Consider the following 21,261-nt stretch of genomic DNA (forward strand, 5'->3'; position numbering starts at 1 on the left):
GCAGTATGACGTGGGCGTAAAACTACGGAGTTTCCCGTGAAAGCGATAGACCTTTCCATAACGGAACGGTCGCCGCAGGCGATCGCGACGGCGATCGCGCGCCTCATCACCACCGGGGATCTCGCTCCCGGCGACCGCCTGCCGACCGTGCGAGAACTCGCCGCCGTGATCGGGGTCTCCCCCGCGACCGTCAGTCAGGCATGGCAGACGCTCAGCGCGGCGGGACTCATCGTGAGCCGCGGACGCAGCGGCAGCTTCGTGCGGACCGAACCGCGGGAGTGGCTGCCGCAGCGCTACCGCGGACTCGACGGGCAGCTCGAGGCCCGCCTCGACCTCTCGCGCGGCACGCCCGACCCTCACCTGCTTCCCGCGCTCGGCCCGGCGCTGGCCCGCGTCGGCGCGCGCGCCGAGACCGCGAGCTACCAGGCGAAGCCCGACATCCCCGAACTCCACGACCTGCTGCGCGAGACATGGCCGGCGCCCGTCGAGTCGATCACCGTCACCAACGGCGCCCTCGACGCCATCGACCGCGCCCTCGCCACGCTCGTGCGCTTCGGCGATCGCGTTCTCGTCGAGAACCCCACCTTCCCGCCCTTCATCGACCTCGTCGAGCACTACGGGCTCGAGGCGATCGGCGTCGACCTCGACTCGGAGGGCATGCGTCCGGAGGCCTTCGCCGCCGCACTCGGGGCCTCCCCTGCCGTCGTGCTCCTGCAGCCGCGCTCGCACAACCCCACCGGCATCTCGATGACGCCGGCGCGCGCCGAGCAGCTCGCCGGCATCCTGTCCCGCAGTCACACCGCCGCCGACACGATCGTGATCGAAGACGACCACTCGGGCGCCATCAGCAGCGCGCCCGACGTCTCGCTCGCGAGCTGGCTGCCCCAACGCGTGCTGCACGTGCGCAGCTTCTCGAAATCGCACGGCCCCGACCTGCGCATCGGCGCGATCGGCGGCCCGCGCCCGCTCGTCGATCGGATCGTCGCGCGCAGGCTCCTCGGCCCCGGCTGGACGAGCCGCATGACGCAGGCGATCCTGCACGAGCTGCTGACGCATCCAGCGTCCATCGCCGAGATCGACGCGGCGCGCGAGGTGTACGCCTCCCGTCAGCAGGCGCTCGCGAGTGCCGTGCAGGCATCAGGCGGATGGATGTCGCCGGGCGACGGCCTCAACACCTGGCTGCGCGTGGGCGACGAGCGCGCGGCCATCGTGCAGCTCGCGGCGGTCGGCATCCGGGTGGCGCAGGGCGGGCCGTTCCAGGTGGGCGCCGGGCAGGATCCGCACATCCGCGTGACGGTGGGGATGCTGCGCGACGAGATCGAGACGGTCGGCGCCGCGCTCGCGGTGGCGCAGAGAGCCTAGGCCGCGCCTCCCGCGCCCCTCCCGCGCGACTCCCCGGGGAGGGGTCGCACATCACCGCCGACACGCCGCCGAAACCGTGATCTGCGACCCCTCACCCGAGCACGGGCAGGCCGTGCGCGGAAGAGGCTCCCGCGTCAGAGGTGGGCGCGGGTCACGCGGAGCCGAAGGGCTTCTGCTCAGCCCACTCGCCCTCGGTGGTCTTGCTGAGCTCGCCGAGGAACGTCACGATCACATCGCGTTCCTCAGGCGTGAGCGCCGCGGCCACGCGGAAGCGGCGCGCGTGTTCGCGTCCGATCGTGGCGCTGGCGGATTCGCGCGTCAGCTCGTCGACGACGATCGCGCGCGCACGACGGTCGGTGGGATGCGGGAGCCGCTTGATGTGATCGCCCGCCTCGAGGCGGTCGAGGAGCTTCGTGGTCGCGGCGCTCGAGATGCCGAGGTACTTCGCGATGCCCTGGGCGGTCGCGATCTCGCCGTGATCGGTCGTGACGATGATGAAGCGCAGTGCCTTCATGTCGTTGTCGCCGAGCTTCATGAAGCGCCGCGACGCCTCGCTCATCCGCAGCTCGGCGTTGCGCCAGGCGGCGAGCGCATCGAGCACGCGAACCGTGTCGGCGATGTCGTCCGAACTCATGTCGCCCGTCGACATGATGCGGGACGCCGAGTCCATCACCCGCGGATCGTTGATGCGCGCGAGCATCTCGGGACCCCCGGGGCGACTGTCGGTCATGCGTCGATGCTAGTGCGTGGTAGACATCTAACAAAGTTTATTGATAACCAGGTTAGCCAGATGCAAGGATGATGCCGTGGACGTCGTACTCGTGAACCCCGACGGAACCGTCGCCGGGAGCGCACCTAAGGAGGCCCTTCACACCAGCGATACACCGCTGCACCTCGCCTTCTCGTGCCATCTCGTCGACGACGAAGGCCGCCTGCTGCTCACTCGCCGCGCCCTCGGCAAGCGCAGCTGGCCGGGAGTGTGGACCAACTCCTTCTGCGGACACCCGCAGCCGGGCGAAGCGATGGAGGACGCAATCGCCCGGCATGCGGCGTCCGAGCTCGGCATCGAGCTGCACGATGTGCGCATCGAGCTCCCCGATTTCCGCTACCGCGCGGTCGACGCGTCCGGAGTCGTCGAGAACGAGATCTGCCCCGTGTTCTCGGCGAAGTCGAACGGATCCCTTGACCCAGACCCCGAGGAGGTGGTCGAGTGGCAGTGGATCACTCGCGACGCGCTGGCGACCGCACTTGCCACCGTGCCGTGGATGTTCAGCCCCTGGCTCGTGGAGCATTTCCCGCTTCTCGACGTCGAGAACGTGACAGGAGACCCCCGATGACGGTCACAGCCCCCCAGCGGACCGAGGATCTCGAGCTCATCAACCGCGCCCTGCACGAGTTCCTCACGGAGCAGCTCGCCCGCACTCTCGACCACGATGAGCGCTTCCGCGACCTCTGGCACCGCATCATCGAGCTCGCGCAGGGCGGCAAGCGCGTGCGCCCGCGCGCCGTGCTCTCGGCCCACCACCACCTCGGCGGCACCCGCCACGACGACGCGCTCGCGACCGCGGTGGCGTTCGAGCTGCTGCACACCGCGCTCGTCATCCACGACGACATCATCGACGGCGACCTCGAGCGCCGCGGCGCCCCCAACATCACGGCCCGGTTCGCCGAAGACGCCGCCCAGCAGGGCGTGAGCGCCGCCCGCTCCCGCTTGTGGGGCGAGACGATGTCGCTGCTCGGGGGCGACCTTCTGCTCACGTCTGCGGTGCGGATCGCCGGCGAGCTCGATGCCCCGCGCCGCGTGCGCGCGCGGGTCGCGGCACTGATCGACGAGAGCATCTACGAAGCCGCCTCCGGCGAGCAGGCGGATGTCGCCTTCGGCATCGGCCTCGACACGCCCGATCCGAGTGCCATCCGCACGATGATGGAGCGCAAGACCGCCTCCTACAGCTTCGACGCGCCCCTGCGCGCGGGGGCCGTGCTCGCGGGCGCCGACGACCTCGTCGTGCGCCGCCTCGGCACCATCGGACGCAGCCTCGGACTGCTGTTCCAGATGCGCGACGACCTGCTGGGCGTGTTCGGCACCCCCGAGGAGACCGGCAAGAGCGCATCCGGCGACCTGCGCGAAGGCAAGGTGACCCTGCTCGTCTCGCATGCAGCGGGCACCCCCGAGTGGGCCGAGGTGGCATCCCATTGGGGCTCTGCCGACCTCGACGAGGCCGGTGTCGAGTTGCTGCGCGACGCTCTCATCCGCTCGGGAGCGCGCGACCGCCTCGAGTGCGAGATCGCCGACCAGGCTGCCCACACCTTCGACCTCATCGAGATCGCCGAGCTCCCCATCGCATTCGGAGACGAGCTCCGCTACGCCACACAGAACGGAATCGAACGCAGCCGATGACGCAGGATTCACCGATCGCCCGGTACCGGGCGACCGCACTCGAGGCGAGCCAGCCTGTCATCCGCCGGTACTCGAGCTCGTTCTCGCTCGCGACCGCACTGTTCCCCCGGCGCTGCCGCCAGCCGATCTCCGCCATCTACGCGCTCGTGCGCGTGGCCGACGAGATCGTCGACGGCACCGCCGCCGATGCCGGGCTCTCGCTCGAGGCGCAGCGCGAGATCCTCGACGAGTTCGAGGCCGACACCGAGCGAGCCATGTCGACCGGCTTCAGCGCCAACCTCGTCGTGCAGGCGTTCGCCGATGTCGCGCGCGCGACGGGCATCGGCACCGAGCTCACGCGCCCCTTCTTCTCCTCCATGCGCCGCGACCTCGACTCCGTCGGGTTCGATGAGGAGAGTCTGCGCGAGTACGTGTACGGCTCCGCGGAGGTCGTGGGGCTGATGTGCCTGCGGGTGTTCCAGCACGGGCAACCCGCCCCCGCCGACCCGAAGCGCGTCGAGGCCGCCGCGTGCGCGCTCGGCTCCGCATTCCAGATGGTCAACTTCCTGCGTGATCTGGCCGACGACCGCGAGCGCCTCGATCGCCGCTACCTGCCGGGGCTCGGCGAGAAGCCGGACGCCGATGTGAAGAACCGCATCGTCTCCGAGATCACCGCCGACCTTCAGACGGCGCGTGCGGGGATCGGCGACCTTCCATCCGACTGCCGCCATGCCGTCGCGACCGCCACAGCGCTCTTCGGCGATCTGCTGACGCGCATCGATGCCACACCCGCGGAGACCCTCATGACCACGCGCATCTCAGTGCCCACGTCGCGCAAGCTCGCTCTCGCCCTGCGTGAGCGGCTCGCCCTCGCGGGACGCGCCCGATGACGGCGCGGTCATCGCGCACGGTCGCCGTGATCGGAGGTGGAGTGGGCGGTCTCGCGACCGCGGCACTGCTCGCCGCCGACGGGCATCGTGTGACGCTCTTCGAGTCGAGGGATGCCGTGGGCGGCCGAGCGGGAAGCTGGGAGCGCGACGGCTTCCGCTTCGACACGGGCCCGTCCTGGTACCTCATGCCCGAGGTGTTCGACCACTTCTTCCGGCTGCTCGGCACGAGCGCCGACGAGCGCCTCCGCCTCACCCAGCTCGACCCGGGGTACCGCGCGTACTTCGAAGGGGAGGCGGCTCCGTTCGACCTGCCTGCGGGGCGCGAGCGGGCCCGAGCGGCGTTCGCCGCGCTCGACCCGGGTGCCGCCCCCGCGATCGGCCGCTACCTCGACTCGGCGACCGAGGCGTACCGTCTCGCGGTCGATCGGTTCCTCTACTCGAGCTTCGAGTCGATCCGCCCCTACCTCGACGGGGCGCTCGCGCGGGCATTCCCGCGCTTCGTGCCGCTGCTCACCCGCACGCTCGACACGCACATCGCCCGTCACACGCGCGATGCGCGCCTGCGACGGCTGTTCGGCTATGCGGCGGTGTTCCTGGGCGGCTCGCCCATGAAGGTGCCTGCGCTCTACCACCTCATGAGCCACCTCGATGTGGAAGAGGGCGTGCTGTACCCGGCGGGCGGCTTCCACGAGGTCGTGCGCGTGATGGCCGACCTCGCGCGCGAGAAGGGTGCCGAGATCCGCGTCTCCTCCCCTGTCGAGCGCATCCTCGTCGACGGCGGGGTCGCCCGCGGGGTCGCGTACCGGGGTGCCGACGGCGAGCTGCACACGATGGAGGCCGACCTCGTGGTCGCGGCAGCCGACCTGCACCACGTCGAGACGCAGCTGCTGGGCGCCGGCGAGCGCGACCACGACGACCGCTTCTGGGACCGCCTCGACATGGGCCCCGGCGCGATCATCGCGATGCTCGGTGTGCGCGGCGAGCTGCCGCAGCTCGCCCACCACACGCTGCTGCTCGCCGATGACTGGGATGGCGCATTCGCCGCCATCGAGGGCGACCGTCTGCCCGACACCCCCTCGCTCTACATCGGCCGCCCGAGCGCGAGCGACCCCACGGTGGCGCCTGCGGGCCACGAGAACCTCTTCGTGCTCATCCCCTCTCCCGCGCAGGCCTCGATGGCGCGCGGCGGTGTCGACGGGGATGGCGACGCCGGCATCGAGACCTACGTGGATCGGGCGATCGACCAGATCGCGCGATGGGCCGACATCCCGGATCTCGCGGAGCGCGTGGTCGTGCGCCGCACGTTCACCTCGGGCGACCTCTCGGGCGACTACAACATCCTGCGCGGAAGCATGCTGGGCCCCTCCCACACGCTGCAGCAGAGCGCCTTCTGGCGGGCGGGCAACCGCTCGAAGCGTGTGAAGAACCTGCTCTTCGCGGGCTCCAGCACCATCCCGGGAATCGGCGTGCCGATGTGCCTCATCAGCGCGGAGCTGGTGCTCAAGCGCCTGCGCGGCGACCGCACTGCTGGCCCGATTCCGGTGGAGGGGGCCTGATGGGCCTGTATCTGGGCGCCCTGCTCTTCTCGCTCGGCGGCATGCTGCTGCTCGACTGGCGGCACAAGCTGTTCCTGTGGCGGGCGCCCGCGCGGGCGCTCCTCACCCTCGCCGCTGGCCTCGCGCTGATGCTCGCCGCGGATGCCGTGGGCATCGCCTACGGGATCTTCGCGATCGGCGAGACGCCGTACCTCACCGGCATCGTGCTCGCCCCCGAGCTGCCGCTCGAGGAGCCGCTGTTCCTGCTGTTCCTGTGCCAGCTCACGATGGTGCTCGTGACCGGCACCGAGCGTGTCTTCGCCTGGCGAGCACGTCGTTCCGCGGAAGCGAGCTCGGCCCGATGATCGCGCCCTATCCCGTGCTCGCGGTCGCGATCATCGTCATCGCGCTCGTCATCCGTCTGGTCCTCGGCGCACGTGCCGCGCGACTCGGGCATCCGATCCCCGTGCTGCCCACGGTGGTCGCCACCGCGATCCTGCTGCTGCTCACGATCATCTTCGACAACCTGATGATCGCGGCGGGGCTCATGCGCTACTCGCCCGACGAGATCTCCGGACTGCTGATCGGACTCGTGCCGATCGAGGACCTCTCGTACCCTGTGGCTGTGGCGATCCTCATGCCTGCCCTCTGGCACCAGCCCCGCAAGGCCGCCCATGAGTGAGCGCCGCACGCCGTTCGTGGCGCGGCTCTTCGTCGCGTCGCGCCCCCTCAGCTGGATCAACACCGCCTACCCCTTCGCGGTGGCGGTGCTCGCGTCGGGCGGCTCGATCGACGCCGCGTGGGTCATCGGCACGCTCTTCTTCCTCATTCCGTACAACCTGCTCATGTACGGCATCAACGACGTGTTCGACTACGCCTCCGATCTCGCCAACCCCCGAAAGGGCGGTGTGGAGGGCGCGCTGCTGCCCGCCGAGACGCACCGCGCGGTGCTGTGGTGGTCGGTGCTGCTGCCGGTGCCGTTCGTGGTGGCGCTCGTGGCGCTCGGTTCGCCGCTGTCGTGGCTCGTTCTCGCGATCGTGCTGTTCTTCGTGGTGGCGTATTCAGCTCCCGGGCTGCGCTTCAAGGAGCGCCCCGTGCTCGATTCGCTCACCTCGGCGATGCACTTCGTGGGGCCGGCGGCGTACGGCCTCTCGCTCACCGGGCATCCGCTGGATGTGCCGATCACGGCGATGCTCGTCGCGTTCACCCTGTGGGGCATGGCGTCGCACGCGTTCGGCGCGGTGCAGGACATCGTGCCGGATCGCGAAGGTGGGATCGCGTCGGTTGCGACCGTGCTCGGCGCCCGCTGGACGGTGCGCGGCGCGATCATCGCGTGGGTGTGCGCGGGGCTGCTCATGCTGCTCGTGCCGTTCCCCGGCAGCCTCGCAGCGCTCTTCGCGATCCCGTACGTGTGGCTCGCCTGGCCCTACCGCAACGTGTCGGACGCCGATTCGTGGCGTGCGAACGGCGGCTGGCGGCGCTTCCTCGCGGCCAACTACGCCGTCGGCTTCGGCGTGACGATGCTCTTCATCTGGTGGGCGCTCGCGCGGTGACGCGCGGGCGGCCGCCGCGCGGCTAGGATCGACGCATTCGGATCCGATCTGATCCGTGCGACGTCGTTCCCGCCATGAGGTCCGGCTCTTCTGAGAATGCCCCTGCCCGCATCCCGAAGGATCTCATGGCTCGCCGACTCGCTCTCCTCGCTCTTCTCCCCGCTCTCGCTCTCGCCGGCTGTTCGAGCGCCGATGCGGCGGCGCCCTCCCCGACGCCGGAACCCGACCGGTATCCGCTCACGATCCAGAACTGCGACCGCGACACCGTCATCACGGCCCCGCCCGAGCGGGTCATCGCGATCAAGTCGACCTCGCTCGAGATGATGCTCGCGCTGGGTCTCGCCGACCGTGTGGCGGGCACCGCCTACCTCGACGGACCGGTGCCCGAGCAGTGGGCGGAGGCCGCCGAGGGCATCCCGTCGCTCGCCGACAAGATGCCGACCCCCGAGACGGTGCTCGACGTCGCCCCCGACCTCATCTACTCCGGCTGGGAATCGGCGTTCACCGCGGAATCGGCGGGCACACGCGACGAGCTCTCGGCGCTCGGAGTCGCAAGCTACGTGCAGCCGGCTGCCTGCCAGAGCGCGGGCGCGCCGGAGACCCTCGACTTCGACGAGGTCTTCCGCGAGATCGACCAGGCGGGCGCGATCTTCGGAGTCCCCGAGCGCGCCGCCGAGCTCATCGCCGAGCAGCGCGCGCAGCTCGCCGAACTCACCCCGGTGACGAGCGCGCCGACGGCCCTCTGGTGGTCGTCTGCGATCGACATCCCGTTCGTCGGAGCCGGATCGGGTGCGCCCGCGATGGTGATGGACACGGTGGGGCTCACCAACATCGCGGGTGACATCGACGCCACCTGGACCCCGGTCGGCTGGGAGACGATCATCGCCGCGAACCCCGATGTGATCGTCGTGGTCGACTCACTGCGCAACCCCGCCTCCGGCAAGATCGACTACCTTCGCAGCAACCCCGCCACGTCGACCCTCGACGCGGTCGTGCACGAGCGGTTCGTCATCGTGCCGTTCGCTGCCGGCGAGGCGGGTGTGCGCAGCGTCGACACCGCGCAGAGCGTCCTCGCGCAGCTGGCGGAGCTGGGGATCAGGTGAGCCGTGCCGTCGTCGCTGCGATCGGTCTGACGGCCGCGCTCGTCGCGTCGATCACCGTCGCGGTGACGTTCGGTGCCGCCGACATCTCGGTCGCGGACGTGTGGGGCTCGATCTGGTCGCACGCAACCGGAACCGCCTCGCCGCTCTCGCCGGTGCGCGACGGCATCGTGTGGCAGCTGCGGCTGCCGCGGGTGCTCACGGCTGCCGCTGTCGGCGCGGGGCTCGCGCTCGTCGGCGCCGTGATGCAGGCGGTCACGCGCAACCAGCTCGCCGACCCGTACCTTCTCGGACTCTCGGGCGGTGCCTCCTTCGGGGCGGCGTCGGTGCTGCTGCTCGGAGCGGCCGTGCTGCTGCCGGTCGCGGCCTTCGCGGGCGCGATGGTCGCGCTCATCGCGACGCTCACGCTCGCGAGCGCATTCGGTCCGCTCACCCCCACCCGCACCGTGCTCGCCGGTGTCGCGGTGTCGAGCTTCGCGACGGCGCTCACGAGCTTCGCGATCTTCTGGAACGCGAGCGGCGACTCCTACCGCGAGATCCTCGGATGGCTGCTCGGCTCCCTCGCCGCGGCTCGCTGGCCCGACGCTCTGCTCGCGCTCGTCGCGGTGGCCGTGATCGGCATCCCGCTGATGCTGTCGGGGCGCACGCTCGACGCGTTCGCGTTCGGCGACCGGTCGGCCGCGGCTCTCGGCGTGCCCGTCGCGGGTGTGCGCTGGATCCTGCTCGGCGCAAGCGCGCTGCTCACCGGTGCGCTCGTCGCGGTGAGCGGCGCGATCGGCTTCATCGGCCTCGTGCTCCCCCACGCCGTGCGCCTGCTCACCGGGCCCGGCAACCGGGCGCTGCTGCCCCTGTCAGCGCTCGCGGGTGCGGTGTTCCTGGTGTGGGCCGACACGATCGCCCGCACCGCTTTCGAGCCGCGCGAGCTGCCCGTCGGCATCATCACCGCGCTCATCGGCGCTCCCGTGTTCGCGGCCCTGCTCATGCGCCGCCGGAGCCAGGCATGATCGCCGAGCGGGGGGCCGTCGAGGTTCGCGACGTCACGGTGCGGATCGGCGCCTCGACGCTCGTGGACCGGGTGTCCTTCGATGCTCAGATCGGCGGATTCACGGCGCTCGTCGGCCCGAATGGCGCCGGAAAGTCCACCCTTCTTCGCGCTGTCGCCGGGGTCGAGCATCGTGAATCCGGGTTCGTCGTGCTCGACGGGATCGACCTGCTCTCCCTCCCCCGGCGTGTGCGCGCACGGCTCCTGGCTCTCGTCGAGCAGGACTCCGTCACCGAGCTGCCGCTCATCGCTCGCGACGTGGTGCGGCTCGGCCGCACCCCGCATGAGTCGCTCATCGGCGGCGGCGATCCCGAGGGGCACGCCGCCGTCGAGGATGCGATCCGGCGTTCCGGATCCGAGCCCCTCGCTGCGCGCGACGTGACGACGCTCTCGGGAGGCGAACGCCAGCGCGTCATGCTCGCGCGCGCGCTCGCCCAGCAGCCGCGCGTGCTGCTGCTCGACGAGCCGACCAACCATCTCGATCTCGCCGCGCAGCTCGACGTGGTGCGCGTCATCCGCGACATCACCTCGCTCGGTGTCACCGTGATCGCCGCGATCCACGATCTCAGCCTCGCGGCCGCTCACGCCGACGCGGTCGTCGTGCTCTCGAACGGCGCCGTCGCCGGGCACGGGGCCACGGAGGCCACGCTCACCCCGCCGCTCATCCGCGATGTGTTCGGCGTCGCCGCCGAGTGGACCCGCAACCCGCTCACCGGGCGTCCGCTGCTCGCCGTCGCCCCCGCTGACGACTGACGCGTCACCGCAGACGGCGGTGACCGGTGCCGCGAGTCAGTCGTCGGGCTTCCAGCGATACACGAGCGACGCGGGCAGCAGCAGCGCGGCGACCCGCCCGCGCAGGGGGGTCGACTCCGCGATCACCCGGCGTGCATCCCGCAGGGCGTCCACCGTGAGCGGGGCCGGATGCTGCGCGAACGCCGACGACTCGACGCTCGCCCGGAACTCGCGCAGCACGCCATCCGAGTCGTCGATCGCCTCCACGAGACGCTCCACGAACACTCGAGGCGTCTCGGATTCGGGCGCAGACCAGCCGTGATCTCGGGCCGTGTCGCGCAACTCGCTCCACGCCGCATCCGCGGCAGCCTCACCGCGCCGGATGCGGCGCACGCGACCGGCGCGCACCGCGACGCGGAACAGCGACGGCACCGCGACGAGCACCGCGAGCGCAACCGCGACGATCCATGCGACCGCCGAGCTGCTCGACTCCACCACGGCCGCCGGATCCTCGGCGGTGTCGTCATCCAGCGGGCGAGCTCCCGGGGTGGAGGTCGGCGCGGGGGCCGCGGTCGCCTCCACGACGCTCTCGTCTTCGGGAGTTGCAGGGTCGTCCACCGGCGTCGATTCGAAGGCGGGCACCGAACCGCGACCCGGAGTCGGCTCGAACCGCATCCATCCGACGCCCTCGATGAACAGCTCCGGCCACGCGTGCAGGTCGTCGGTCGTGAGGGTGTGGACGGTCTCCCCGTCGACTGTCTGCGCTGCGCCCGGCTGGAACCCGACCGCGAGACGCGACGGGATCCCCAGCTCGCGAGCCATCACCGCCATCGCGGACGCGTAGTGCACGCAGTAGCCCGCCTTCACCTCGAGGAAAGCGGAGATCGCTTCGACGCTCGTGCCGTCGAAATCCTGCTCGACGGGCGTCTCCTCCGAATACCGGAACGGCGATCCGCGCAGATAGCTCTGCAACGCGACCGCCTTCTCGAACGGCGTGCGGGCCGCGCCCGCCACCTCGTTGGCCGTCGCGACGATGTTCGCCGGAAGCTCCGGAAGTTCGAGCGTCTGCTCCGACACGTCGAGCGACCCGCCGCGCACCAGCTGCTCGCCCGTCGGATCCACCTCCAGGAAGTCGACCGAGTAGGTCTGCGCGCTGATGCTCGAATCGGTGGAGCGCATCGCGAGTGTGTCGCGGAGCCACTCCGCATCTCCGTCGAAGCCGGTCACCGAGACAGCGGGGTACGGCGCCGGAATCCATCGACTCGTGTACGAGCCGACCTCGACCACGACCGTCGCGGGGTCGGCGGCGACATCCGCGGCGAGACCCGGCGGTGGGCCGATCGCACTGAGGTCGCCTCCGCCTAGACCCCTCGTCGCCGTGGGCTCCCACACGTTGCCGAAGAAGCTCTCCATCGTGGCCAAGCGCAGGTACACGGGCCCGGTCGCATCCGTCGTGTAGCTCAGCAGACTCATCGGCGCGCCCCGCCGCAGATCATCGCCGAGCGACACGAGCGGGTTCACCCCGGTGCGGTACCCGTCGATCCCGCCCCCTCCGCGCGGGTCGCGCACATCCGGCATCACCGCGGGGGCCACGAGTGCGCCGCCGATCGCCACGATGCCGAGCAGCCCCACGATGCGCCGGCTGTCGGCGCGTCGGCCCACCCGCAGCAGCGCGAGGTAGAGCACCGCCGTCACGATGAACCACAGCGGGTCGGCGAGACCCGGTCGCACCGCGACCGGCACCAGCAGAATCGCGCCGACCGGCAGCGCCACGAGCGCCGGCGTCGAGGCGGCGAGGAAGACGTCCGAGAACCACGCCGACGTGAGCATCACGATGACGAGGAGCATCACGATGCCCGGGGTGGGCGAGGCCGGTGCCGACTGCTCGGCGATCGACTGCATGCCGGATCGCAGGACGCCTGCGAGCGCGCCGACCGTGTCGAACGTGGGGATGAGTCCGAGGATCGCGGTGCCGGGCGCGTACAGTCCCGTCAGCAGCGCGATCCCGACCCCGAAGCCGACGATCGACGGCCACCCTGCGCGCCGCGCACGCGAGCGCACCCACGTGGTCGTCGTGAGCATCGCCGCTGCCGCGACCGAGCCGAGAAGCCACCACGAGATGTCGCCGATCACCACATGCAGGCTCGCGAGCGCCGACATGAGGAGCGCCTGCACGAGGAGCACCTGCGTGCGGCGCGTGCGCGACACCCGCGGTCGGCGCGCCTCGGGTGCCCCGCGATCTCGCGGCGCCGGTGCGACCGCGTTCGGGCGGACGTCAGCGAGCACCATGCGCAACCCCCGCTCCGTTCGTGGCCGAGCGCCACACATCGCCGATGTCGTCATCCGTCATCGCGTCGATGCAGGTCCACCCCGCGTCGACGAAGCGCTCACGAGCGGAGAGACGCAGCCCCAGAAGGAACACCGCACCCGCCTGGCCGGGGCGCCGCTGCCGCAGCACCCAGTCGATGACCTCATCGTCGGCATCCGCGAGCACCGCGAACGTGGGACCCACGGCGTCCGCGTCGAGGGGAGGCAGAGGCGCATCGGCGCTCTGCAGCCGGATCGAGGCGAGGCTCGTGAGGAACGCCTCGAAGCGCTGCCCGCCCTCCCACGGCTCCCCCACGGGCGCGACCTGCTGCGGTGCGGACTCGGCCACACCCACCCGGAAGCCGACCTCGTCGAGGTGCACCGCGAGCGAGGCGAGCATCCGCACCGACCATTCGAACGACTCGCTCAGAAGGCCTGGCGGTTCGGTGATCAGATCGGGCTCGGCATCCGGATGACCGCTCGCGCGGGTGTCGATGATGATGCGGGCGTCGGGGTGGCTGCGGTGCTCCTCCTGGCGCACCATGAGCTCGCCGTGACGCGCCGAGGCTCGCCAGTGCACGCGCCGCAGGGCGTCGCCGCGGCGGTACTCGCGGGTCGACAGGTCGTCATCGCTGCCCACCACACGGCGTTGCACGAGCTGCGCGCTCCCGTCGCCGTCGATGAGCACGGGGCCGCCCGCCGCGAGCGGGGTGACCGCCGGTACGACCGTCAGCCGATCCGCCGACCCCACCGCCTCATGAACGCGCACCATCCCGAACGGGTCGCCCGACTCCAGCACGAGTGGGCCGACCGCGAACACTCCGCGACGCGGCGGATGCGCGACGTACTCGATCGCGCCCACGCGCCGTGAGGCGGGGCGCGAGGGCAGCGGCGCGAGCTCCTGAGGAGTCTGCACCTCGTGCCACGGGATCGCGTCGTTCCACAGGAAGGTGGGCGTCGTCACCATGCCGGAGTTGCGCACGCGCAGCGTCACGTGGCACGGCGATGCGACAGCGACGACGGGCGGCGAGAACAGGCGCACGACCTCGAGGGTGGGCCGCCGAAGCCATCCCACCGCGAGCCCGCCGAGCGCGAGCAGCACCGCGAAAGCGCCGGCGACGACGAGTTCGGGGCGCCCCCAGGCATACCCGGCGGCGGCGCACGCCACCCCGGCGATCGCTGTCACCCAGCCGCGCAGGCTCACCCGCAGGTAACGCACACGACGCAACGTGCTGGGCGAATCTGCGGAAGCCACCGTCTCTCCGCTCAGGCTGTGCCGGACGCGCCGAGCGGCACGGGCGTCGCGTGCAGGATGCGCGCCATCGTCTCGGCGATGCCGTCACGACCGAATCCGGCGGACGACTTCGCGGGCATGAGCCGATGCGCGAAGACGGGGAGCGTGAGGGCGTCGATGTCGTCCGGCAGCACGAAGTCGCGCCCGTCGAGCGCGGCGCGGGCCTTCGCGGCGCGCACGAGCTGCAGCGTCGCGCGGGGGCTCGCGCCCAGGCGCAGCTCCCGATCGACGCGGGTCGCGGCGGCGATCGCCACCGCGTAGTGCTCGACGGCGGCGCTCACGTAGACATCTCGCACGGTGCGGATCATGCTCCGCAGCCGCTCGATCGTGATGACGGGCTCGAGGTCATGCAGCGGGCTGCCCTTGTCGTGGTGGCGCAGCATCGCGGCCTCGCTCGCGTGATCCGGGTAGCCCATCGAGACGCGAGCCATGAAGCGGTCGCGCTGGGCCTCCGGCAGGGCGTACGTGCCCTCCATCTCGACCGGGTTCTGCGTCGCGATGACGGTGAACGGATCCGGGAGGGCGTAGGTCGCGCCGTCGACCGACACCTGGCGCTCCTCCATCGATTCGAGGAGGGCCGATTGGGTCTTGGGGCTCGCGCGGTTGATCTCGTCGCCGATGACGATGTTCGCGAACACGGGGCCGGGCTTGAATTCGAACTCGCGCCGCCCCTGATCGAACACCGAGACGCCGGTGATGTCGCTCGGCAGCAGGTCGGGCGTGAACTGGATGCGGTTGACGGTGCAGTCGACACTTCTCGCGAGCGCGCGGGCGAGCATCGTCTTGCCGACGCCGGGGACGTCTTCGACGAGCAGGTGACCTTCGGCGAGCAGCACCGTGGCGGCGAGCTCGACGACGTCGCGTTTGCCGGCGATGACCGTCTCGACGGCGGCGATCACCGCACGCGCGTCGAGGAGGAATTCAGGGCTTGAGAGCGGGCGGTTCGCGGAGTCGGCATCGATGCCGACCCCCGCCGGGTGGTGGAGCGGGCGATCCATCTGCTGAGTCTGGCACGAACGTGCGTTTTCGTCAGCCTCTCTCGGCGGACTCTCCGGGTGCTCCCACGGCACGCTCGCGACCGGCGCGGAATCCGTCCTCCCAGGCTTCGGCGGTGCCCTGGCGGAACATATCGCGGTCGCTCGAGCGCAGCAGAGCGCGAGCGCCGGGGGCGTCGAGCTCGGTCACGAGGTACCCGAGCCCGCGGATGACGGCGAGCGGACGCGCCCCCGCCTTCGCCTTCACGAGCTCGCTCGCAGCCGCCAGCTCGTCGGCGATCGCGGGAGCCGTGACCGCGAGCGCGCGGCCGTTCGCATCCGAGCTTCCGGCGAGATCCTCGAGCACGACGACGCCCGCGGCGCCGATCGCCTGATCGACCTGGCCTTCGCGCCACGGCCTCCCGAACGTGTCGGTGAGGATGACGCCGATGCGGATCCCGAACCGCTCGCGCAGCGCCGCGGCGAGCGCGCGCGCCGACGCATCCGGATCGACCGGCAGCAGCAGCACGTGGCCGTCGGGTGCATTCGACGCGTCGACGCCCGCCGCCGCCATCACAAGCCCCTGCCGGTTCTCGACTATGCGGGTGACGCCGTGGCCACCGGCGTGCGCGCGACTCGCGACCACGCGCACCGTCTCGGCGGTGATCGCCTCCTCGCGATCCGCAGCGGCGACGAGGCGCCCCTCCGCCTTCGACACGATCTTGCTCGTGACGGCCAGGATGTCGCCGTCTTCGATGACGCCGTCGAGGGCGTCGCCGAGGATGCGCGCGAGGTCGTCGCCCGGCTGGAACTCCGGCAGCCCGGGGACCGCGAAGACGCTGAAGACGGGCACGTCGCGAGGCAGCGGGGTCACAGGCTCAGCCTACGGTTGGCACGGGTGCTCGGGCGCGCAGCCGGCTCGGCCCCCGTACGGGGAGAGTACGCGCCGCTCACTCGGGTCCTAGATTCGACGGAGCGCGGCGCGCCCGCAACAGACCACCACAGGAGACGTTCTATGTTCACCCGGATCACGCTCGACGGTGCACCCAGCTTTGCCGCCGGCACGGGAGGATCGCTCGAGGAACTGGACCGATTCAACTTCGTCTTCGGCCCCAACGGAACCGGCAAGACAACCATCAGCCGCATCATTGTCGAGCCCAGGCTGCATGACGGCACAGCATATGAGACAAGCAACCCGGCACTGACAACCGATGCGGCCGTATACAACCGCGACTATGCAGATAGAACCCTGCGAGAAGCGAGTCGGCTGAGCGGAGTGTTCGTGCTCGACGATGAGGATCCGGAAGCGCGGGAAGAGTTCCACAAGCTCACGTCTGAAAGCGGGTCCATCGCGTCCCGGACGACGATCATCCAGGATCTCAAAGACAAGATCGGCGCGATAGACAGGCAACTAGCAAAGGCACGCTCCGAACTCGTTGAGCTGGCCTGGTCCGAACGTGCGAACGTCCCCACCGAGCTGAAACCCATGTTCGAGGGCTACAACGGGAAGAAGGAAGTCTTTGCCGAGAAGCTCATCGGCGTCGTTAGGGCTGAGGTCCCGACCACGCAGGAGTTGATGGTCGAAGCTAAGGCAGCATTCGAGAGTGCGGGCAGCCCCGCCCAGCCGCTGTCCAAGCCGCCTGGGTACGAGTCGGTCGCGTCGCACCCCGCTTGGAACCTGCTAGCGGCTCCAATCACAGGTAGCGCCGACGTTACATTGGCTGCGCTCATCAATGACCTGGGGAACCAGGACTGGGTTGCTAAGGGACGCGATTTCCTTGCTGTCGCTGAAGACCGTTGTCCCTTCTGCCAGCAAGGGCTTCCGGACAACTTTCTCGAACACCTTGCTGAGTTCTATGACGCAACGTATGCGCAAGCGATGGAAAGCATCGCTTCGCTGGCAACGGCGGCGACGGAAGTCCATGCGCTCATCGGTAGAGCCTTGGACGCGCTCGACCGTGTTGCGCCTGTCTTCGTGGATGGCTCTAGACGCGACACACTGATTGCCGGTCTCCGGACGAGCATGCGGCGCAACGAAGATGCACTGACCGCGAAACTGGCTAGTCCCACAGCGCTGACCACGGTCTCAGATCTCGGACCGCAGCTGCAGGAAGTCGGGAGCCTCATTGACCAAGTCAATTTGCGAGTGACCGAGCACAATGCGCGACTTGCAAACCGTTCTACGGCACGGGCCGCTCTAGTCGAGCGATGCTGGACATTCTTCGCATGGGGAACACTTGGCTCCAATCTCGGGAGATACCACGGAGTCGTGGCTGGGACCAAGGATCGCCTGGCTCAACTCACGACTGAGCTCAACGCGGCACGAGAGGACCAGGATAAGGACCAGCAGCGCGCCAAAGATCTCGAAAGCTCGCTCGTCTCAAGCGCTCCGGCAATCGCCAGGATCAACCGTCTTCTCAAGGCAGTGGGTTTTGAGCGATTCCACCTCGCCCCGTCGGATGAGCTCAAGGACGGGTACCGTCTTCAGCGCCCCGACGGCAAAGACGTCGAAAACACTCTGAGTGATGGCGAACGGTCGTTCATCGCGTTCCTCTACTACTTCGTCCAGTTGGAAGCTAAGCATCGAAGCTCAGACCTGGAACCGCTCGTCGCTGTGATCGACGATCCAATCTCCAGCCTCGACAGTGACGTGCTCTTTGTCGTTGGCAGTTTGGTTCGAAGAATCATCCAGATGATCAACGCTGAGGATGGACGCCTCCGCCAGCTCATCTTGCTCACCCACAACATTCAGTTCTACTTGGAGGTCACCTACCCGCGGTCGGCGGATAAGAGGACAGGGGCGCTTCGGGGACGCCGATACTACGAACTAAGACGCGGATCTGACGGTCTGACCCGAGTGAGCGCATCCACCCAGAACGAAGTTCGGTCGAACTATCAGCGCCTTTGGGAAGCGGTCCGGCGAGCGACGGATGACGGCGGGCCGACCGACGCAGGTCTCGAGAATGTTCTCCGCCGCATTCTCGAGAACTACTTCACTTTAATTGGCAGCTTCCCAGACCTAGACGAAGTAATGGAGTCCGCCGGCGGGGACGAGGTGATTGCGAGCAAAGCGCTCCTGGCCTGGTTGCATCACGGCTCGCACAGCCTCGTCGACGACTTTAACTATTCCCCTTCGGGCATAAGCCGGGCGGTCTATCTCAAAGTGTTCCGAGACATTTTCGAGCGCACGAACCAGCTCGGGCATTACGAACTCATGATGGCCCAGGGATAAGCCGGGGGCTTCCCTGCCATCGGGCTGGCGTCGCGATCAGTCTCCGAAGGTGACTCACACCTGTGCGATACTCAGTTGCTCGTCAGCGGCGAAGCCCCGGCAGCACCTCGCGCCCGAAGGTGTCGACGAACCGGGCCTGGTCGCTCGAGACGTCGTGCAGGTAGACGCGGTCGAAGCCGAGGTCGAGGTAGCGCTGGATGTGGGCGCGGTGCGCATCCGGCTCGTCCGAGATGAACACCCGGCCCTCGAAGTCCTCCGGGCGCACCGTGCGGGCCATGTGCTCCAGCTCGAACGGCGAGCGGATATCGGACTTCGGGAACCGGAGGCCGGCGTTCGGCCAGTTGGCGAGGGCGTTCCGCACCGCCTCCTCGCGCGTGGGCGCCCAACTCACGTGAAGGCGGACGATGCGCGTCTGGGTCTCGGGGCGCCTCCCGACCTCGCGCGCGCCCTCCGCGAAACGCTGCAGGAGCGGCGCGACCTTCTCGATCGGGGCGGCGTCCACGACGATGCCGTCGACCGTGCGGCCTGCGCGCTTGGCTGTGACGGGGCCGGCCGTGCCGATGAGGATGGGCGGTGCTTCTTTCGGCATCGTCCAGAGCCGCGTGGTCTCGAGCTTGAAGTACTGGCCGTCGTGGCGAGTGTCGCGTCCTGCGAGGGATGCGGCGAACAGCTTCTTGATGACATCGACGGCTTCGAACATCCGGTTGATGCGCTCATGCGGCTCGGGCCAGTAGGTGCCGACGACATGCTCGTTGATGGCCTCCCCCGCACCGAGCCCCAGCCAGTGGCGCCCCGGATACATCGCCGCGAGCGTCGCCGACGCCTGCGCGATCATCGCCGGATGCCACCGGAACGCGGGCGTCGTGACCCCCGTGCCGAGGTCGCCCGCCGTGACCTGCCCGAGCGCCGAGAGCACGTTCCACACGAAGCTCGCCTGCCCCTGCTGCGGCGTCCACGGCTGGAAGTGGTCGGCCGCCATGACCCCGGTGAACCCCGCCGCCTCCGCCTGCTGCGCGAGCGCGATGATGTCGCCCGGCGCGAAGCGCTCGAGCATGGCGGCGTAGCCGATGTGGGGTGCGGTCACGGTTCCATCATGACGGTTGTGCGCCGCCGAGCGGTCAGGGGCGCGTCGCCGCCATCGCATCCGCGACGAGCTTCGTGATGCTCTCGCTCGATCCGTACTCGGGGGTGAAGCCCATGCGCACGACGATGAGGCCCTCGGAGGGCACGATCGTCATCCGCTGGCCGTCGTGGCCGTTCGCCGAGTAGGTGTCCTCGGGGAGCTCTGGCCAGCGCAGCGAGCCGTCGGGCATGCGGTTGGTGCGCCAGCTCATCGCGAAGCCGGGGTCGTCGGTCTCGGAGACCTCGGTCGGCGAGAGCACGGTGTCCATCCATCCCTCGGGGAGCAGCTGGCGGCCGTTCCACTCGCCGCCCTGCAGGGCGAACTGGCCGATCGCCGCCCAGTCCCGGGGAGACGCCCACAGGTAGGACGAGCAGACGGGGGTGCCCGCGCCATCCGGTTCGAAGACGGCGGTCGAGAGCCCGAGCGGGCCGAGAAGCTTCGCGCGCGGCAGGTCGGCACCGAGGCCCGCGCGCTCGGCGAGCACATCGCAGAGCAGCGTGGTCGATCCGCTCGAGTACTGCTGCACCGTGCCGGGGTCGTGGGCGAGCGGGAGGCTCGCCACATATGCGCCCATGTCGGATTCGAGGTAGAGCATGCGGGTGATGGGCGTTCCGAGGTCGTATGTCTCGTCCCATTCGATGCCACTCGTCATGCGCAGCAGCTGCTCGACGGTGATGTCGGCGCGCGCATCCGTCCACTCGGGGTGCAGGCCGTCGTCGTCGAGCGACACGCCCCCCTCCTTCACGAGCACACCGGTGAGCAGCGAGGTGACGCTCTTCGACATCGACCAGCCGAGCTGCGGAGTGTCGGACGTGAAGCCGTCGGCGTAGCGTTCGGCCACGAGCTCGCCGTCCTTCACGATCACGACGCCGCGCGTGCCGAGCGCCGCCTTCACCTCGGCGGGCAGGTGATCGCCGAACGCCGCGGCGAGCGCCGCCTCCAGCTCGGGCGTCGAGGACGGCGTGGCCGCCCGCGCGAACGGGTTGCCGCTCGCCGAGATGCTCGTGGCTGTGCCGAGCTCGGGCCGGTCAGAGGCGAGCGTGCAACCGAAGCCCTCGGCGAACCACGCCCGCTGCGGCGCGAGCGCCCCCAGCAGCGTCACCTCGGCCCCGGACGCGGTGGGGCCACCTCGCAGATACGGCACGAGCGGGTTGTCGGGCAGGTCGGAATCCGGATCCTCCCGCGCGGCGACATACGCCACCGCGCACGCGTTGTGGGCGGCATATCCGGTGCCCGTGAGCAGGATCGGCTGCTGCCAGACGTAGACGCCGGTTCCGGCGAGGACGATGACGATCAGGGTGACGGCGACGCCGACGACCACCCGACGAAGGATGCGCACCAGCGGATGCTATCGGCACCGGGGCGAGCGTCGCGAGGTGGAACGCCCTGTCAGCGCACTGTGATGCGCCCCGCGGCATCGATCGTGATCACGCGCGTCTCGATCTTGCGGTTCACGACGCGGATGAGCACGACGATGAGCCAGAGACCCGCGGTGAGGAGCGTCAGGATGAGGTTCCAGAACCATCCGATGCGCTTCTTGCGCTGCACGATCGCCTGGTCGCCCGACACCGAGGCCACCGTCCACCCCTTCGACGCCCAGCGCGCGACCTCGGCGTTGAGCAGTGCCATGCGGTGTGCGGATGCGGGGGTCACGGGTGCGGGTGTCGGCGACGTCATACATCCATCGTCGCTCGCCGACGCTGGGATCCCGCGGGGCATCTGCCCCGAATCCGCAGAAGC

20 protein-coding genes are annotated in these 21,261 nt (G+C 69.8%); 12 read left to right on the forward strand and 8 right to left on the reverse strand.

Features of this window, described 5'->3' with window-relative positions; genetic code table 11:
* Positions 1 to 36 precede the first annotated feature (36 nt).
* Positions 37 to 1,362, forward strand: coding sequence for an aminotransferase-like domain-containing protein (locus HCR12_RS09610; RefSeq protein ID WP_224763407.1), 1,326 nt, complete (start codon positions 37 to 39; stop codon positions 1,360 to 1,362).
* A gap of 151 nt (positions 1,363 to 1,513) precedes the next feature.
* Here HCR12_RS09610 and HCR12_RS09615 read toward each other — a convergent pair whose 3' ends face one another.
* Positions 1,514 to 2,092: a MarR family winged helix-turn-helix transcriptional regulator gene (locus HCR12_RS09615; protein ID WP_166865813.1), complete on the reverse strand. Its 579-nt coding sequence runs from the start codon at positions 2,090 to 2,092 to the stop codon at positions 1,514 to 1,516.
* 76 nt (positions 2,093 to 2,168) lie between these two features.
* On the opposite strand from HCR12_RS09615, the gene idi reads away from it, so the two are divergent.
* The 10 genes from idi to HCR12_RS09665 all read left to right on the forward strand — a co-directional run bounded on the left by idi (position 2,169) and on the right by HCR12_RS09665 (position 10,612).
* Positions 2,169 to 2,699, forward strand: a complete 531-nt coding sequence (gene idi, locus HCR12_RS09620; protein ID WP_166865815.1) for an isopentenyl-diphosphate Delta-isomerase — start codon at positions 2,169 to 2,171, stop codon at positions 2,697 to 2,699.
* Positions 2,696 to 3,760: a polyprenyl synthetase family protein gene (locus HCR12_RS09625; RefSeq protein WP_166865817.1), complete on the forward strand. Its 1,065-nt coding sequence runs from the start codon at positions 2,696 to 2,698 to the stop codon at positions 3,758 to 3,760. The genes idi and HCR12_RS09625 overlap by 4 nt, the downstream gene beginning before the upstream one ends.
* Entirely contained in the window at positions 3,757 to 4,629 is an 873-nt protein-coding gene (locus HCR12_RS09630) for a phytoene/squalene synthase family protein (protein ID WP_166865819.1), read from the forward strand. Before HCR12_RS09625 ends, HCR12_RS09630 begins: the two co-directional genes overlap by 4 nt.
* Positions 4,626 to 6,185: a phytoene desaturase family protein gene (crtI, locus tag HCR12_RS09635; RefSeq protein ID WP_166865821.1), complete on the forward strand. Its 1,560-nt coding sequence runs from the start codon at positions 4,626 to 4,628 to the stop codon at positions 6,183 to 6,185. Before HCR12_RS09630 ends, crtI begins: the two co-directional genes overlap by 4 nt.
* Positions 6,185 to 6,529 carry a lycopene cyclase domain-containing protein gene (locus HCR12_RS09640; protein WP_166865823.1) on the forward strand — a complete coding sequence of 115 codons (345 nt, stop codon included), beginning with the start codon at positions 6,185 to 6,187 and terminating at the stop codon, positions 6,527 to 6,529. Before crtI ends, HCR12_RS09640 begins: the two co-directional genes overlap by 1 nt.
* Positions 6,526 to 6,846, forward strand: coding sequence for a lycopene cyclase domain-containing protein (locus HCR12_RS09645; protein WP_166865826.1), 321 nt, complete (start codon positions 6,526 to 6,528; stop codon positions 6,844 to 6,846). The genes HCR12_RS09640 and HCR12_RS09645 overlap by 4 nt, the downstream gene beginning before the upstream one ends.
* Complete coding sequence (locus HCR12_RS09650; protein WP_166865828.1) at positions 6,839 to 7,717, forward strand: prenyltransferase; 879 nt, start codon at positions 6,839 to 6,841, stop codon at positions 7,715 to 7,717. Before HCR12_RS09645 ends, HCR12_RS09650 begins: the two co-directional genes overlap by 8 nt.
* Before the next feature lie 125 nt (positions 7,718 to 7,842).
* Positions 7,843 to 8,820: a putative F420-0 ABC transporter substrate-binding protein gene (locus HCR12_RS09655; protein ID WP_166865830.1), complete on the forward strand. Its 978-nt coding sequence runs from the start codon at positions 7,843 to 7,845 to the stop codon at positions 8,818 to 8,820.
* Positions 8,817 to 9,821: a putative F420-0 ABC transporter permease subunit gene (locus tag HCR12_RS09660; protein ID WP_166865831.1), complete on the forward strand. Its 1,005-nt coding sequence runs from the start codon at positions 8,817 to 8,819 to the stop codon at positions 9,819 to 9,821. The genes HCR12_RS09655 and HCR12_RS09660 overlap by 4 nt, the downstream gene beginning before the upstream one ends.
* On the forward strand, positions 9,818 to 10,612 hold the full coding sequence (locus HCR12_RS09665; RefSeq protein WP_166865834.1) for an ABC transporter ATP-binding protein: 795 nt from the start codon (positions 9,818 to 9,820) through the stop codon (positions 10,610 to 10,612). The genes HCR12_RS09660 and HCR12_RS09665 overlap by 4 nt, the downstream gene beginning before the upstream one ends.
* 36 nt (positions 10,613 to 10,648) lie before the next feature.
* Here the strand turns inward: HCR12_RS09665 and HCR12_RS09670 are convergent, their stop codons facing one another.
* Genes HCR12_RS09670 through cofE form a run of 4 tightly spaced genes read right to left on the reverse strand, consistent with a single transcriptional unit; the run spans position 10,649 to position 16,040 of the window.
* Positions 10,649 to 12,880 carry a transglutaminase TgpA family protein gene (locus HCR12_RS09670; protein WP_166865836.1) on the reverse strand — a complete coding sequence of 744 codons (2,232 nt, stop codon included), beginning with the start codon at positions 12,878 to 12,880 and terminating at the stop codon, positions 10,649 to 10,651.
* Complete coding sequence (locus HCR12_RS09675) at positions 12,867 to 14,153, reverse strand: DUF58 domain-containing protein (RefSeq protein ID WP_166865838.1); 1,287 nt, start codon at positions 14,151 to 14,153, stop codon at positions 12,867 to 12,869. Before HCR12_RS09675 ends, HCR12_RS09670 begins: the two co-directional genes overlap by 14 nt.
* Positions 14,154 to 14,164: 11 nt before the next feature.
* Entirely contained in the window at positions 14,165 to 15,190 is a 1,026-nt protein-coding gene (locus HCR12_RS09680; protein WP_166865841.1) for an AAA family ATPase, read from the reverse strand.
* 31 nt (positions 15,191 to 15,221) lie between these two features.
* The gene (cofE, locus tag HCR12_RS09685; RefSeq protein ID WP_370589306.1) at positions 15,222 to 16,040 is read right to left on the reverse strand and encodes a coenzyme F420-0:L-glutamate ligase; all 819 of its coding nucleotides are present in this window, start codon (positions 16,038 to 16,040) and stop codon (positions 15,222 to 15,224) included.
* A gap of 141 nt (positions 16,041 to 16,181) precedes the next feature.
* Between cofE and HCR12_RS09690 the strand changes: the two genes are divergently transcribed.
* Positions 16,182 to 18,398, forward strand: coding sequence for an AAA family ATPase (locus HCR12_RS09690; RefSeq protein ID WP_166865843.1), 2,217 nt, complete (start codon positions 16,182 to 16,184; stop codon positions 18,396 to 18,398).
* 82 nt (positions 18,399 to 18,480) lie between these two features.
* On the opposite strand, the gene HCR12_RS09695 is transcribed toward HCR12_RS09690, so the two are convergent.
* The 3 genes from HCR12_RS09695 to HCR12_RS09705 are packed head-to-tail and all read right to left on the reverse strand — an operon-like array spanning position 18,481 to position 21,198.
* Positions 18,481 to 19,482, reverse strand: a complete 1,002-nt coding sequence (locus HCR12_RS09695; protein WP_224763408.1) for a TIGR03557 family F420-dependent LLM class oxidoreductase — start codon at positions 19,480 to 19,482, stop codon at positions 18,481 to 18,483.
* Between the two features lie 34 nt (positions 19,483 to 19,516).
* Positions 19,517 to 20,860, reverse strand: coding sequence for a serine hydrolase domain-containing protein (locus HCR12_RS09700; protein WP_166865847.1), 1,344 nt, complete (start codon positions 20,858 to 20,860; stop codon positions 19,517 to 19,519).
* A gap of 50 nt (positions 20,861 to 20,910) precedes the next feature.
* Positions 20,911 to 21,198 (reverse strand): hypothetical protein, encoded by a 288-nt coding sequence (locus tag HCR12_RS09705; protein WP_166865849.1) that lies wholly within the window; start codon positions 21,196 to 21,198, stop codon positions 20,911 to 20,913.
* Positions 21,199 to 21,261 lie beyond the last annotated feature (63 nt).

It is taken from the genome of Salinibacterium sp. ZJ70, assembly GCF_011751865.2.
Lineage (GTDB): Bacteria > Actinomycetota > Actinomycetes > Actinomycetales > Microbacteriaceae > Homoserinibacter.

Bases quoted from the DNA above. Each gene is read 5' to 3' on its own strand.
- HCR12_RS09670 (WP_166865836.1), bottom strand. From the start codon at position 12,880: ATGGTGCTCGCTGACGTCCGCCCGAACGCGGTCGCACCGGCGCCGCGA.
- HCR12_RS09680 (WP_166865841.1), bottom strand. From the start codon at position 15,190: ATGGATCGCCCGCTCCACCACCCGGCGGGGGTCGGCATCGATGCCGAC.
- crtI (WP_166865821.1), top strand. From the start codon at position 4,626: ATGACGGCGCGGTCATCGCGCACGGTCGCCGTGATCGGAGGTGGAGTG.
- HCR12_RS09655 (WP_166865830.1), top strand. From the start codon at position 7,843: ATGGCTCGCCGACTCGCTCTCCTCGCTCTTCTCCCCGCTCTCGCTCTC.
- HCR12_RS09650 (WP_166865828.1), top strand. From the start codon at position 6,839: ATGAGTGAGCGCCGCACGCCGTTCGTGGCGCGGCTCTTCGTCGCGTCG.
- HCR12_RS09645 (WP_166865826.1), top strand. From the start codon at position 6,526: ATGATCGCGCCCTATCCCGTGCTCGCGGTCGCGATCATCGTCATCGCG.
- HCR12_RS09630 (WP_166865819.1), top strand. From the start codon at position 3,757: ATGACGCAGGATTCACCGATCGCCCGGTACCGGGCGACCGCACTCGAG.
- HCR12_RS09690 (WP_166865843.1), top strand. From the start codon at position 16,182: ATGTTCACCCGGATCACGCTCGACGGTGCACCCAGCTTTGCCGCCGGC.
- HCR12_RS09665 (WP_166865834.1), top strand. From the start codon at position 9,818: ATGATCGCCGAGCGGGGGGCCGTCGAGGTTCGCGACGTCACGGTGCGG.
- HCR12_RS09615 (WP_166865813.1), bottom strand. From the start codon at position 2,092: ATGACCGACAGTCGCCCCGGGGGTCCCGAGATGCTCGCGCGCATCAAC.
- HCR12_RS09640 (WP_166865823.1), top strand. From the start codon at position 6,185: ATGGGCCTGTATCTGGGCGCCCTGCTCTTCTCGCTCGGCGGCATGCTG.
- HCR12_RS09625 (WP_166865817.1), top strand. From the start codon at position 2,696: ATGACGGTCACAGCCCCCCAGCGGACCGAGGATCTCGAGCTCATCAAC.
- HCR12_RS09705 (WP_166865849.1), bottom strand. From the start codon at position 21,198: ATGACGTCGCCGACACCCGCACCCGTGACCCCCGCATCCGCACACCGC.